This is a genomic window from Phenylobacterium sp. 58.2.17, assembly GCF_026411515.1.
Taxonomy (GTDB): domain Bacteria; phylum Pseudomonadota; class Alphaproteobacteria; order Caulobacterales; family Caulobacteraceae; genus Phenylobacterium.
In genome coordinates, this window is sequence record NZ_JAPMTQ010000008.1 from 127,192 (window position 1) to 139,512 (window position 12,321).

The following is a 12,321-nucleotide window of genomic DNA, read 5'->3' on the forward strand; positions in this document are numbered from 1 at the left end:
CGCCTAGACTGACCTCCTCCCCGCCGAGAACGCGATGGGCGGCATCTCCACCCCGCGCGCGGCCAGCACGTCGACGAAGCGCGGCCGGACCCCGGTGGTCTCGAAATCGCCGGCGACCCCGCCCGCTGCGGCGCGTCCCTGCCGACGGAAGCGGAAGATCTCCTGTAGGGAGATCACGTCCTCCTCCATGCCGACCACCTCGCTGATCGACACCACCCGGCGACGGCCGTCGTCCATCCGTTCGGCCTGGATCACGATGTTGATGGCCGAGGCGATCTGCTGGCGGATCGAGCGCGGCGAGAGTTCCAGCCCGGCCATGCCGATCATCTGCTCGACGCGCGACAGCGCATCGCGGGGCGTGTTGGCGTGGACCGTGGTCATCGACCCGTCGTGGCCGGTGTTCATCGCCTGCAGCATGTCGAAGGCCTCGCCGGCCCGCACCTCGCCGACGATGATGCGGTCGGGCCGCATCCGCAGAGCGTTACGGACCAGATCGCGCTGGGTGATCTCGCCCTTGCCCTCGATGTTGGCCGGGCGCGTCTCCAGCCGGCCGACATGCGGCTGCTGCAGCTGCAGCTCAGCGGAGTCCTCGATGGTGACGATCCGCTCCTCGTTGGCGATGAACGCCGACAGCGCATTGAGCAGCGTCGTCTTGCCCGAGCCGGTGCCGCCCGAGATCAGCACGTTGCGATGCGACTGCACGATTGCGCGCAGCAGCAGGGCCATCTCGCCGGAAATGCTGCCCAACTCGATCAGCCGGTCCATGTGGATCGGGCTCTTGGCGAACTTGCGGATCGAGACCAGCGGACCGTCCACCGCCAGCGGCGGAATGATCGCGTTGACCCGGCTGCCGTCAGCCAGCCGGGCGTCGACCATCGGCTGGGATTCATCGACCCGCCGGCCGACCGCCGCGACGATCTTGTTGATGATCCGCACCAGATGGCGGGTGTCCTGGAACCGGACGTCGGTCGGCTCCAGCCGCCCGAACCGCTCCACATAGACGGTGCTGTGGGTGTTGATCAGGATGTCGCTGACGCTCTCGTCCTTGAGCAGCGGCTCCAGCGGCCCCAGGCCCAGCAGCTCGTCCAGCACGTCCTCGATCAACTGGTCGGTCTGGCTGAGATTGAGGATGCGCTTCTCGTCGGCGAGCAGCGAGCTGACCGCACCGCGGATCTCCAGCCGCAGGCTCTCGCGCGGGGTCTTGTCCAGCAGGCTGAGGTTCAACAGCTCGAGCAGGCGCTGGTGGATGCGGACCTTGAGGGCCGTCGCGCCCTCGATCGGCGTCGGTTGCGGAGTTCCGATGTGCGGCGCAGCCTCGTTCGGCGCGGTGGGCTTCCAGAGCATGCGATCACCCTCTCAGCCAGCCGCCAGCAGCGGGGGGCGGCGACAGCGCGGCCAGCTTGCCGGCCAGCTCGCCGACCGCCTTTTCCAGCTTGGTGCCCTTGCGCACCGACGACAGCTCCACGCCCTCGTTGATCGCCGCGGTCATGGTCTTGCGGTCCTCGGGGATGACGACGTCGAACTCGCGCCCGATGGCCCGCTCGGCGGCCTTGACCGACACCAGCCCGGTCTGGTCGCTGGTCAGCCCGTTGCAGACCAGGGTCAAGGGGCGCCCCTCCAGGCCCTGGGCGGTCAGCACCCGCAGCTGGCGCTTGACCAGCTGGACATGCGGCACGCTCATCTGGGTGACCAGCACGATGCGATCGGCCAGGTGCAGCACCTGGTTGGTCCATGCGGTCCACACCGCCGGCAGGTCGACCAGCACCAGGCCGAAGTCGCGGCGCAGGCCGTTCAGCAAGGCCTCGACATGTTCGGGGGTCAGCATCTCCAGGGCGACGATCTCGCGCGGCGCGGCCAGCACCCGCACGCCTGAGCGATGCCGCGCCAGGGCGGTGGCGAACGGCGTCTCCGCCAGGTTCGCGCCGGAACTCATGCAGTCGGCCAGGGTGATCGCCTCGGGCAGGTCGAGATAGAGCGCCGCCGCGCCGAACTGCAGGTCCAGGTCCGCCACGCAGACCTCCGCCGCCCCACGCGTCGCCGCGACGGCCGCCGCCTGCACGGCCAGCGCGCTCGCCCCGACCCCGCCGCCGGCCTTCAGGAAGGCCACCACCTCGCCCTTGGGCCGCGCTGGCTCGGCCGCCGGCGCCCGCGGGGCCAGCAGCCGCTCCAGGCTCAGCGCCAGCGCCGGTTCGCTGATCGGATAGGTCAGGACGTCGGCCGCTCCGGCCCGCACCAGCCGCCGCGTGGTGGTGACGTCGGCGTCGTGCAGCGCCACGACCACGGCGGTCTGCGGCGAGATCACCGACAGCCGGCGCATTCCGGCCTCGACCGCCGTCGTCGACCCGCCCTCCAGGCTGACCACCAGGACGTCGAGCCCGGCCGGCGCTTCGGGCCAGCTTCCGGCCAGCGGTTCGAAGGCGACATGCGGAAACTGTGCGGCGATCGAGGCGAAGCGCTCGGCGCCGCCGATGGCGCCGTCGGCCACGCCGACCCGCCGGCCGCGGACGGCGGTCTCCACCCCCGCGCCGCCCGGCGCGCCGAAACCTCGAAACATCTTTGGCATGTCAACCATCTGGCTCAGATCCGTCCGTGCCCCCGGCCGCCTACTTGGCTTCCATGCCGATGCTCGCCGCGCTGCTGATCGTCGAGGCGGCGCCGATCGGTTCGATGACCTTGCCGGTGCGATAGCGTTCCTGCGCGGCGGCGACCCGCGGGCCGCTCGAGCCGGGGGCCGGGTCGCCGCTGTAGACGGCGTCCGGGTTGGCGATCTGCGCCACCGTAGCGGCGCGGAGCGCGTAGCCGAAGTCGGCGCCGAGATGCGGCTGGGTCTGAACGCAGCCGGCCAGTCCGGCGGAGGCCAAGGCGACGGCGAGAAGGAGTATCTGACGTGCGCTCATCGCGGCGCTCCTAGTAGAGGACATGGCCGTGCGGGCCTTCGATCCCGCCGCGCGTCGGGTCGGCGCTCAACAGGGCGCGGTCCTCGGGACGCATCCAAGGACCGGCCGCCTGCGAGGCGCCGAACAGGAACAGCTCGAAATCGGAGGGCGGGACGAAGGTGTCGCCGGGCGCGGCGATCCGGCCCTTGCGCGGCGTGACCAGGTGCGGGGTCACGACGATGACCAGCTCGGTCTCCTCGCGCTTGTAGCCGTTCGACCGGAACAGCGCCCCCAGCACCGGCATGTCGCCGACGAACGGGAACTGGCGCAGCTGGTTCTCGTAGTCTTCCTTCAGCAGGCCGGCGACCATGAAGGACTCGCCGTCGCGCAGCTCGACCGTGGTCTTGGCGCGCCGCACCTTGATGCCGGGGATCTTGATCAGGCCCATCTCGACCGACACCGTCGGGTCGATGCTCGACACCTCTGGATTGACCACGAGGTTGATCAGCCCGTCCTGCAGCAGGGTCGGGGTGAAGGCCAGCGACACCCCGAACTGCTTGAACTCGACGGTGATGTTCGGGATCGCGTCGCCCGTGGAGGATTGCGAGACCGGGATCGGAAACTCGCCGCCGGCCAGGAAGCTCGCCGTGTCGCCCGACATCGCCACCAGGTTCGGCTCGGCCAGGGTCTTGGTCAGGCCCCGCGTTTCCAGGGCGTCGAGCAGGATCTCGAGATTGCCGTTGTAGAGCGCGGCCACCGCGCCGAAGCTGTCGATCAGCTTGCCGCCGTTCTTGACGATGGTGTCGCCCGTGAACACCGCCATGAACGGATCGTCGCCCGATCGGCTCGCGCCGCTGGGCGGACCGTCGGCCGGGTCCCAGTCGCTGCGGTTGACGTTGACCTTCAGCCCCTTGGCGGTGGTCCGGTTCATCTCGACGAAGCGCACCGACAGCATGATCTGCTGGGTGCCCTCGACGCCCAGCATGTTGACGACCTTGGTCGGGGCGTAGGTCTCGGCCAGGGAGACCACCTGGCCCAGCGCCGCCGGACTGCTGACCGTGCCGGACAGCACCACCGACTGGTTGGCCGGCCGCACGCCGATGTCGCGCTCATTGGGCAGCAACTCGTGCAGCCGCCGCTTCAGGCTGTCGATGTCGGCCGACACCACGATGTTGGCGGCCGAGATCAGCCGCTTGCCGGGGCCGTAGACGGTCAGGCCGGTCGCCCCCGCCTTCTTGCCGACCACATAGATCGAACGGTTGCTGAGCGGCAGCACGTCGGCGATCTCGGGATTGGCGACCATCACGTCGACGTAAGGTCCCGGCAGTTCGATCACCTGCGACTTGCCGGCCGGCACCTCGACCTCGACGGCGCTCGCCGGGTCGAACGCGCCCGCGCCCTGGGCCCAGGCCGCCGGCGCGATCGCCAGGCTCGCCGCCATCAGCGCCGCCGCCAGGACGTCTCGGTTAGCTTTGGTTCTCATCGTCTTCCCCCCTCGCGCCGCTGTGCGGCCGGGAATTCAGAACGGGCGCTTTAGAACGCCCTGACCGCGTATCCGGCGGTCTCGACGCCGCGGGTCACGCGCACCTCGGTCATGCCCGGATCGGTCCGCCGCACCGTCGCGCGCCTGACCGGCGCGGCCTTGCGCACGCCCGGGCCGGCAAGGTCGGCGACGCTGGTCACCTTCCTGGTCAGGGCTGCGACGTCGGCCGACTGGCGCAGCGACAGGCTCACCTCGCCGACCGACTGGCCGAGCGAGATCGCCTGGGCCTGGTCGGGGGTGACCTCGACGGTCACCGCCTTGGCCACCTGCGGCTTGTCGGCGTCCTGGTCGCTCATCTGGTCGACGCCCATCACCAGGCTGTTCTCGGCCAGCACCTGGGTGATCGTGGTTTCGCCATCGCCTTTGCCGACCGTGCGGGTCAGCAGAATGTCGACATGATCGCCCGGCAGCACGAAGCCGCCGACCCCGGTGACGTCGCTGGAACGCACGCTCACCGCGCGCATCCCCGGCGTCAGCGTTCCCGACATGTTGGTCTTGCCCTCGCCCCCGCTCAGCTTGGCGGGAAGCACCGGCTCGTTGGCGATCATCGAGCGGACCGTCGTGCGCGTCGGCACGTCCTTGCCGACCAGCAGGTCCACCGACTTGAAGGCCCCGGCCGGCACCGCACTGCTTGGATAGTTGACGGTCTTTAGCATGGCCGGCTTCAGCTCGACGCCGCGGTCGATCGGCACCATGGCCACCACGACCGGCGTCATCGCCGCGGTCTGAGCGGCTGCCGGCCTTTGGGAGGTCATCACCCCCCGCACCAGCAGGACTGCGACCAGTCCAAGTAGAACTGCGATGGTTAGTGAGGCGAGCGTACGCAAAGACATCGACGGCCTTCCGTAGATAGCTGCTCTATCCGGGTTGCGGGCTCAGCGAGCGTCGCAGGAACTTTTGGAAGAAAGGCAGTCCAGCGCGTCGCCTGTCACGGATGCGACGCGCTGAACTAACGCCGCTACGGCGTGGCGCCGCCGCCGCCAGCCGGCGCACCGCCAAAATCGGCAGCGTTCATCACAGCCGCGGCCTTGTCGAGCGCGCCGCCGATGGAGTTGCCAAATGCAAGCGCGGAGCCCGCGATGGCGCTGCCGATGATGGCCAGGATCAGAACATACTCGGCAGCCGAGGCGCCGGACTCGTCTTTGAGGAACGCAACAAACTTGGACATGTGTAGCCTCCCACTCAATGGACGACAGGCCGCGCCACCATGGCTGCGGCAGGGATCGGTTGAAGTCTGGGGACCCCCTTCGCTTCCACCTGTGGAAAACTAATCCACAGCCTTAACGAGCTGTAAACCTAAATACATGGTTAACAGCCGCAATTCATAAGAATTCATTACAGAATTCGAGTGGGGAACACACAACCTGCGATCCACGTTCTAATGTTATTAAATGTTAGAATTTTGGGGCTCGCACACCGACCGGGCGATCTTTCGCCGGAGGGTTCCCCACACAGGTGCAGGCCGGCCCGGCGGGCCTATCCCACCGCGCGAACACCTCAACTGCATGGTGTCTTTGAGAACCGCTTCCCTCACAACCTAGAAGGAAGTCCGTAAATTCAGTAATCGCGCACGGACGTCTTCGACCGGAGCAGCCGCGGCCAGCGGAAACCTGGCGAGGCGACGCCTTTGCGCAACACTTCGGACGCGCCCCACCCGGCCAGCACGGTCACCAGCGCCAGCTCGGCGATCGCCACGGCCTCGACCGCCGGGGGCGCAGGCCGCACCAGCAGCATGAACGGCGTGAACGGCGGCAGGAAGGTCAGCCACGCGGTCTTCTCCGCCGCCCCCGCCGCGGCCGCCATGGTCGTGAAGAACGCCACCAGCAGCACCGCGAACATCGGCCGAGCCAGGTTCTGGGCGTCGGCGCTGTCTCGCGCCATCACCCCGGCGGCGACGGTGAGGAATCCGTAGAACCCGAACGCCAGGCCATAGATGACCGCCGCCCGCAGCAGCACCCACGGATCGGCGAACGCCGCCAGTGCGCCCAGGGACAGCCCAGGCGCCGACATCGCCGCAGCGGCCGGCGCGGCGAGCCAGGCCCCGATCACCAGCACAGAGACCGCGCCGACGCCGAGCACCTTGCCCAGCACCACGTCCAGCGGCCGGGCCGCCGACATCAGGATTTCCAGCGCGCGGTTGGCCCGCTCGCGCACCACCGCCTGCAGCAGCATGCCCAGCGAGCCGACCAGCGTCACCCACAGCAGCAGCACCAGCAGCAACCGCGACAGGTCGGCCGCCTCGCGCGGGGCCCGCGCCGGCGCGGCCTGCACCGCCTGGCCCTCGCCGCGCAGCACCTGAAGCACCTGCGCGCGTCCGGCCGGCGACAGTGGGAAATCCTCGCTGAACCGCGCCTCCCAGCCGCCAGCCCCGGCGGCGATGACCAACTGTTCCTGCGCGGCCGGCGGCGTGCGCTGGGCCAGCATCGCCCCGCCGGTCAGCAACGGCCCGATCGCCAGCGCCAGCCAGAAGCTCGCGGTAGTCACATAGGCGCGGAACTCACGGCCGGCGATCAGCCAGATCGGATGGTTCATGCGACCCGCCGGGCTTCGGCGGGGGCCGTCTCGACAGGCCGGGCCTCGGCCGCCAGCCGCCAGAACGCGCCCTCCAGGTCGGATTTGATCGGCTCGAACGCAAAGATCGGCACGCCGAGATCGGCCAGCGCCCGCATCAGCGCCGGATGCGTCACCTCGGGCGGCAGGGTCACGCGCCAGCGCGCCGCCTCGCCCATCCGCGAAGCCATCGGCGTCAGCGCCCCGCCCACCGCGGCCACCGCCCGCGCCAGCCCGCCATCGTCCGAGGTCACCACCACCGCCCCGTGCGGCGAGGCCGCGGCCGCCTCGGCCACCGCGCCCTCGAACACCGTGCGGCCGCCGGCCAGGATCACCACCTGGTCGCACAGGCTCTCGGCCGCGGCCATCGCATGGGTGGAAAACAGGATCGCCCCGCCGCCGGCGCGGAATTCCGAGAACAGCGAATGCACCTCGCCCTGGGCGATCGGGTCCAGGCCGGAAAACGGCTCGTCGAGGATCAGCAGGTCCGGACCATGGGCCAGCGCGCAGAGCAGCTGCACCCGCTGGGCGTTGCCCTTCGACAGCTCGCCCACCCGCGCGCGGCGGCGCTCGGCTAGGCCGATGCGTTCCAACAGCCGGTCGGCGGCGTGGAAGGCCGCCCGCTTGTCCAGCCCCTTGAGCCGCGCGTGAAAGGCGATGACGTCGCGCGCCCGCTCGCGCGGGAACAGGCCGCGCTCCTCGGGCAGGAAGCCGACCCGCCGCCGCGCGTGGCGGTCGGCCGGCGCGCCGAACATCTCGATCCGTCCGGCGTCGGGGCTCAGCAGGCCGAGGATGCAGCGAAGCGTGGTGCTCTTGCCGGCGCCGTTGACGCCGATGAACCCGGTGACGGCGCCCGCCGCCAGCCGCATGGAGACGTCGACGACCCCGCCCCCGCCAGCGAAACGCTTGGCGAGCGCATCGACGCGCAGGACGTCAGGGGCGGCCCCGGTGAGCATGGCCGGAAGGCTCGCATCGCCGCGATTAATCTTTTGCTAACGACGTTGTTTGCGGCCATCTTCGCGGATGACTGCAGTGTCCTTGGAGGGTCGAAGGTGTCCCGCTTCAAGCGACTGGCGCCCTACTTCATCATCGGCCCGATCAGCGGCCCGTTGCTGGCCGGCGTGGTGATCAATTTCCGCGAAGGCCGTCCGGTGCTCGGATCGCTCTACGCGATCGCGCTCACCCTCTACACGCTGCTGCTGCCCAGCTTCACCGCCAAGCTCAGCCTCAACCTGGTCTGAGCCGCCCGCGCTTCAGGTCAGCGGATAGCAGGCCTGCGACGACAGCGGGATGATCGTCGAGGTCAGCCCCGTGGTGAACACGTAGTCGACCGTGCCGACCACGCGATTGCCGCACGCCGCGCTGGTCCCGGTGAACGTCGCCGCACCGGGGCCCGTGTAGCGGGCCTGGGCATAGGTGTTCACGCTTGCCGTGGTGCAGGTCGTCTTCTTCACGCTCAGGCAACGGGCCGCGTCCTCGGCCGCATAGTTCAGGGTCGCGACCGTATAGACCATCAGGCTGAGATTGATCGCCCCCAGGGTCAGCATCACCATCGGAATCAGGATCAGCACGAACTCGACCGCCGCCGCGCCCTTCTCCTCGCGCCGCAGCCTGGCCAGCAGGGTCCGCATCGCGCCCATCTCAGTTCAGCCTCATCCAGGCGGTCTTGGTGATCGGCGTGGTCAGCAGGCTGGCCAGCGAGGCCTGGCTGAAGATCGGCTCGTAGGGATAGCTCGCCGTCACCTGCACATAATCGCCCGGCGCCGTGGTCGAGCCGCTGAACTGACCGGCGCAGGTGAACGGGCTGGGCCGGCTCGGGGCCGAGCCCAGCGTGCCGGCGGTCCCGACGAGGGTCAGCGCCCCCGAACTGTTGACGCAGTAATAGCCCTCGACCGGACTGCCGCTCGCCACCGTGACCGTCGCGCCCAAGCTGGTCGACTGCACCGCCGCCTGGATGGTCGCGGCCAGCCCCGTGCAGTTGGTCATCGCCGGCAGTTTCGCGCTCGTGTTGCAAGAGCGCCAGACCGCATGGGTTCCGGCTTGCGCGGCCATCTCGACCTGCATCTTCTTGAAGACATAGACCCCCAGGTCGACGGCGTTGATCAGCGGCAGGATCAGCAGCGACAGCCACAGCACGAACTCGGCCGCCGCCGCCCCGCTGTCGTCCCGCCAGAACCCCCTCCGCCCGCGCGCGCTCATTGGACCAGCGCCGTTCTCGTTACGTATACGTCCGCGGTCGGCGGCTTCAGGCCCGCCTGCGGGCACTCCGTCTGCGTCTCGAAAAAGGTCGTCGTGCCATTGGAGCGGAATGTGTCGACCACCAAGGCGAAGCAGTTATGGCCGTTGCTGGCTTTGTTGACGATGCCGCCAATCTGCAATGCCGCATTCGGCATGTAGACGAGGCCGGTGATGTTCCAGGTCGGACGATTGCCCGACGCTGACCAATCAACGCCCGAGGTCAAAGTCGGCTCCTGGTAGACTGCAACCCCCGACCAATCACCGGAGGTCGGCGCCGCGAAGTCCGCGGTATCCACATTCAGGATGTGGGTGTCACCGTTGCCATGAGGTCCGGCGAAGATGATCGTCAGGTGAGAGCCGGCGGCGGTCTTCAGCGTCTTCCCGGCCGGCACGACGAGACTGCCCTTCCTGACCACCATGACGCCGCTGCCCGTCGGGGTCGAAATCGTGACGCCATTGCTGAACGTCACGCCGCCGCAATAGGTCTTCGGTGTCGCCCCATCGATAGTCAGCGTCGTCACTGCAGTCGTCGTGTTTGAGTACGTTTTGCACGGATCGGCCGGAATGTTCGCCGCGAGAGATTTGTAAGGGTCAACGATCGGCGCCACCCCGGTCGTCCCGGCGCCGCCCGCGGCACAGTCGCTCCGGTTGCCGACCGCGTCCGAACCGTCGGCGTTCAAATTACCGCCATTGCAGCGCGCCGTACCATTGGTTCCCACGCGGCACCCCGCCAGGTTGGCGGCGTTGCAACCGTTGCAGCGAATGCCCTCGACGCCCGCGCCGCCCGACGCCAGCGCCAGAAGACAATAGGTTCCCTTGAGCTTCGGCGAGGCGATGGCTGACGCCGTGACGGTCTGCGCCCGTCCCGCCTCGGTCGCCGCATCGCCCTGGAAGCCGACGATGCGGGTCAGGTTGATCGGCATCTTGCGGGTGATCGTCACTCGGTAGCAGTTCGAACCGGTCAGCGGCGCCGGACAGGCGGCGGTGTTGATCGCGCTCACCGTGGTGTCGGCAGTCCCGTTGACGTACCCGAAGCGGCTCGCCACCGACCGGGCCTCGACATCGTAGTAGGGAGTCATGGCGGTGACACAGCTCGCCTGGGTCGCGTCGCAGCCGTTGGTCGCCGCGGCCATGACGGCGGCGTCGGCCGCGGCCTGCATCGAGCGCTGGGCGAAGAACCAGCTGGACGCCTCGGTGGCCATGCCCAGCATCCCGACCAGCGGAATGATCATCAGGGTCAGCATCGGGCTGACGCTGCCGCGCCGCTCCGCGCCGAAGCCGCGCAGCCGCGACAGCAGCCCCCGCCGCACGCGATGTGATGGTTTGCAGACTACGTCCATGACAGACAGCCCACCTGCTGGCCGGCGCTCCGAGCACGGCGCCGCCCTCATTAGAAGACCAACTCCGAACTCAGTTCAATAGTCATACACCAAATACGGGAAACAAGCGTCAAACTCTAAACAATGATCGCGCGAAAATTTCTTAACAGGAATCTTAACACCCAATATGCAGCATCGTTTACTGACGTCGACTTGGCGAATTCCTCAATCCAAGCTCAACCGGTAGCCGAGTCCGGCCTCGGCGATCAGGAACCGCGGCGCCGAGCCGTCTGGCTCGATCTTGCGCCGCACCTGCCAGGCCAGCACCCGCACGTTCATGTAGTCGGCGTCGGTCCCGCGCCCCCAGATCGCCTCGATGATGGCCTCGTGGGTCACCACCTCGCCGCGCGCCTCCATCAGCAGCGCCAGCAGCTCGGTCTCCTTGCGCGACAGCCGCACCGAGGCGCCGTCCACCGTCGCGCGGCGCACCGCGACGTCCACATGCAGGCCGCGGGCCGCGGGCCTGCCTGCGCTCGCCGCCGACTGCGGGATGCGCAGCGCCACGCGGATGCGGGCCATCAGTTCGCCCATGTCGAACGGCTTGGCGACATAGTCGTTGGCGCCCAGGTCCAGGGCGGCGATCTTCTCGCGCTCCGAGCCGCGGGCCGACACCACCAGCATCGGCGCGCGCGAGATCGAGCGCGCCTGCGCGATCACCTCCTTGCCGTCCATGTCCGGCAGACCAAGATCCAGCAGCACGACCCCGAACTCGTGGCGCACCAACTGCTCCAGCGCCTCCAGCCCCGACTTGGCGGTCACCACCAGGTAGCCGGCCTGGGTCAGCGCCGAACGGAGCATCCGCTGCAGCTGTTCCTCGTCCTCGACGATCAGGATGCTCGCCGCGCCCATGTCATTCCCTCCCCGCCGCCGCTGGCAGACTGACGCTGATCACCAGCCCGCCCTCCCCGTCCGTCCGGTTCTGCGCCCGGACCGAACCGCCCAGGATCTCGATCAGGCTCCGCGTGATGTAGAGCCCCAGCCCCAGGCCAGGGGCCGGGGTCGACTGGCCGCGGAAGAACCGGTCGAAGATCCGCTCGACCGCGCCCGGGGCGACGCCGCAGCCCTGGTCCGTGAACTCGATCACGACCGCCTCGCCGGCCCGCCGCGCCCGCACCGCGACCATCGATCCCTCGGCGCTGAACTTGATGGCGTTCTCCAGGATGTTGCCGGCCGCCTGGGTCAGCAGGCTGCGGTCGGCGATCACGCTGGCCTCGCCGACCTCGACATGCAGGAACCGGCGCGCCCCGCCCGCCTCGCCGAACGTCTCCCAGACGTCGTAGAGCAGCGGCTCCAGCATCACCTCGGTCGGATTGACGTCGATCGCGCCGGACTCCAGCCGCGCCACGCTGAGGAAGTTCTCGACGTAGCGGTTCAGCCGGTAGGCCTGCTCCTTGATGATCAGCAGCAGCTCGCGCCGCGCCTCGCGGTCGTGCTGCTCGGGCAGGTTCAGGATGCTGGTGGCCGAGCCGAGGATGCCCGCCAGCGGCGAACGGAAATGGTGCGAAACGGCGTCGAGCAGAATGGTGCGCAATTGCTCGGTGCGGGCCCGAAACTCCATGTCCGCCTTCTCGACGCCCAGCCGCGCCCGCACGATCGCCGAGGCCCCGAGGTCGACCACCGCGGCGGCGACCTCGTCGTCCTCGCCCTTGCGGCCATGGCGCGTCCCCGGCAGCCAGCGAGCCGCGCCCACCACGCGTCCGTCCGAGGCCAGGGCCCGCTCGCGCCAGCCGCCGGT

The 12,321-nt window shown here is 69.0% G+C and carries 14 protein-coding genes; 1 reads left to right on the plus strand and 13 read right to left on the minus strand.

Features of this window, described 5'->3' with window-relative positions; all coding sequences use genetic code 11:
- Positions 1-3: 3 nt before the first annotated feature.
- The 8 genes from OUA97_RS08395 to OUA97_RS08430 all read right to left on the minus strand — a co-directional run bounded on the left by OUA97_RS08395 (position 4) and on the right by OUA97_RS08430 (position 7,925).
- Positions 4-1,344, minus strand: coding sequence for a CpaF family protein (locus OUA97_RS08395; protein ID WP_267231399.1), 1,341 nt, complete (start codon positions 1,342-1,344; stop codon positions 4-6).
- A 4-nt stretch (positions 1,345-1,348) separates the two neighbouring features.
- The gene (locus tag OUA97_RS08400) at positions 1,349-2,572 is read right to left on the minus strand and encodes an AAA family ATPase (protein WP_267231400.1); all 1,224 of its coding nucleotides are present in this window, start codon (positions 2,570-2,572) and stop codon (positions 1,349-1,351) included.
- Positions 2,573-2,603: 31 nt separating this feature from the next.
- Positions 2,604-2,897: a hypothetical protein gene (locus OUA97_RS08405; protein WP_267231401.1), complete on the minus strand. Its 294-nt coding sequence runs from the start codon at positions 2,895-2,897 to the stop codon at positions 2,604-2,606.
- A 10-nt stretch (positions 2,898-2,907) separates the two neighbouring features.
- Positions 2,908-4,359 carry a type II and III secretion system protein family protein gene (locus OUA97_RS08410; protein ID WP_267231402.1) on the minus strand — a complete coding sequence of 484 codons (1,452 nt, stop codon included), beginning with the start codon at positions 4,357-4,359 and terminating at the stop codon, positions 2,908-2,910.
- Positions 4,360-4,409: 50 nt separating this feature from the next.
- Positions 4,410-5,252 carry a Flp pilus assembly protein CpaB gene (gene cpaB, locus OUA97_RS08415; RefSeq protein WP_267231403.1) on the minus strand — a complete coding sequence of 281 codons (843 nt, stop codon included), beginning with the start codon at positions 5,250-5,252 and terminating at the stop codon, positions 4,410-4,412.
- Positions 5,253-5,377: 125 nt separating this feature from the next.
- On the minus strand, positions 5,378-5,587 hold the full coding sequence (locus OUA97_RS08420; RefSeq protein ID WP_267231404.1) for a Flp family type IVb pilin: 210 nt from the start codon (positions 5,585-5,587) through the stop codon (positions 5,378-5,380).
- 389 nt (positions 5,588-5,976) lie between these two features.
- Positions 5,977-6,951, minus strand: a complete 975-nt coding sequence (locus OUA97_RS08425; protein ID WP_267231405.1) for an ABC transporter permease — start codon at positions 6,949-6,951, stop codon at positions 5,977-5,979.
- Complete coding sequence (locus tag OUA97_RS08430; protein ID WP_267231406.1) at positions 6,948-7,925, minus strand: ABC transporter ATP-binding protein; 978 nt, start codon at positions 7,923-7,925, stop codon at positions 6,948-6,950. Before OUA97_RS08430 ends, OUA97_RS08425 begins: the two co-directional genes overlap by 4 nt.
- 96 nt (positions 7,926-8,021) lie before the next feature.
- Here OUA97_RS08430 and OUA97_RS08435 point away from each other — a divergent pair, with 96 nt between their 5' ends.
- Complete coding sequence (locus tag OUA97_RS08435; protein WP_267231408.1) at positions 8,022-8,210, plus strand: hypothetical protein; 189 nt, start codon at positions 8,022-8,024, stop codon at positions 8,208-8,210.
- Positions 8,211-8,222: 12 nt separating this feature from the next.
- Here OUA97_RS08435 and OUA97_RS08440 read toward each other — a convergent pair whose 3' ends face one another.
- The 5 genes from OUA97_RS08440 to OUA97_RS08460 all read right to left on the minus strand — a co-directional run.
- On the minus strand, positions 8,223-8,600 hold the full coding sequence (locus OUA97_RS08440) for a TadE/TadG family type IV pilus assembly protein (RefSeq protein ID WP_267231409.1): 378 nt from the start codon (positions 8,598-8,600) through the stop codon (positions 8,223-8,225).
- Between the two features lie 10 nt (positions 8,601-8,610).
- A complete protein-coding gene (locus OUA97_RS08445; RefSeq protein WP_267231411.1) occupies positions 8,611-9,168 on the minus strand; it encodes a TadE/TadG family type IV pilus assembly protein in 558 nt (185 codons plus the stop codon).
- Entirely contained in the window at positions 9,165-10,547 is a 1,383-nt protein-coding gene (locus tag OUA97_RS08450; RefSeq protein WP_267231412.1) for a pilus assembly protein TadG-related protein, read from the minus strand. Before OUA97_RS08450 ends, OUA97_RS08445 begins: the two co-directional genes overlap by 4 nt.
- A 204-nt stretch (positions 10,548-10,751) precedes the next feature.
- A complete protein-coding gene (locus tag OUA97_RS08455; RefSeq protein ID WP_267231413.1) occupies positions 10,752-11,435 on the minus strand; it encodes a response regulator transcription factor in 684 nt (227 codons plus the stop codon).
- A gap of 1 nt (position 11,436) precedes the next feature.
- Positions 11,437-12,321 (minus strand): sensor histidine kinase (locus OUA97_RS08460; protein WP_267231415.1); only part of this gene is annotated, 885 nt, incomplete at its 5' end.

Coding starts and splice junctions, on each gene's coding strand:
- OUA97_RS08430 (WP_267231406.1), bottom strand. CDS start 7,925: ATGCTCACCGGGGCCGCCCCTGACGTCCTGCGCGTCGATGCGCTCGCC.
- OUA97_RS08440 (WP_267231409.1), bottom strand. CDS start 8,600: ATGCGGACCCTGCTGGCCAGGCTGCGGCGCGAGGAGAAGGGCGCGGCG.
- OUA97_RS08420 (WP_267231404.1), bottom strand. CDS start 5,587: ATGTCCAAGTTTGTTGCGTTCCTCAAAGACGAGTCCGGCGCCTCGGCT.
- OUA97_RS08400 (WP_267231400.1), bottom strand. CDS start 2,572: ATGGTTGACATGCCAAAGATGTTTCGAGGTTTCGGCGCGCCGGGCGGC.
- cpaB (WP_267231403.1), bottom strand. CDS start 5,252: ATGTCTTTGCGTACGCTCGCCTCACTAACCATCGCAGTTCTACTTGGA.
- OUA97_RS08410 (WP_267231402.1), bottom strand. CDS start 4,359: ATGAGAACCAAAGCTAACCGAGACGTCCTGGCGGCGGCGCTGATGGCG.
- OUA97_RS08395 (WP_267231399.1), bottom strand. CDS start 1,344: ATGCTCTGGAAGCCCACCGCGCCGAACGAGGCTGCGCCGCACATCGGA.
- OUA97_RS08425 (WP_267231405.1), bottom strand. CDS start 6,951: ATGAACCATCCGATCTGGCTGATCGCCGGCCGTGAGTTCCGCGCCTAT.
- OUA97_RS08450 (WP_267231412.1), bottom strand. CDS start 10,547: ATGGACGTAGTCTGCAAACCATCACATCGCGTGCGGCGGGGGCTGCTG.
- OUA97_RS08405 (WP_267231401.1), bottom strand. CDS start 2,897: ATGAGCGCACGTCAGATACTCCTTCTCGCCGTCGCCTTGGCCTCCGCC.
- OUA97_RS08455 (WP_267231413.1), bottom strand. CDS start 11,435: ATGGGCGCGGCGAGCATCCTGATCGTCGAGGACGAGGAACAGCTGCAG.
- OUA97_RS08445 (WP_267231411.1), bottom strand. CDS start 9,168: ATGAGCGCGCGCGGGCGGAGGGGGTTCTGGCGGGACGACAGCGGGGCG.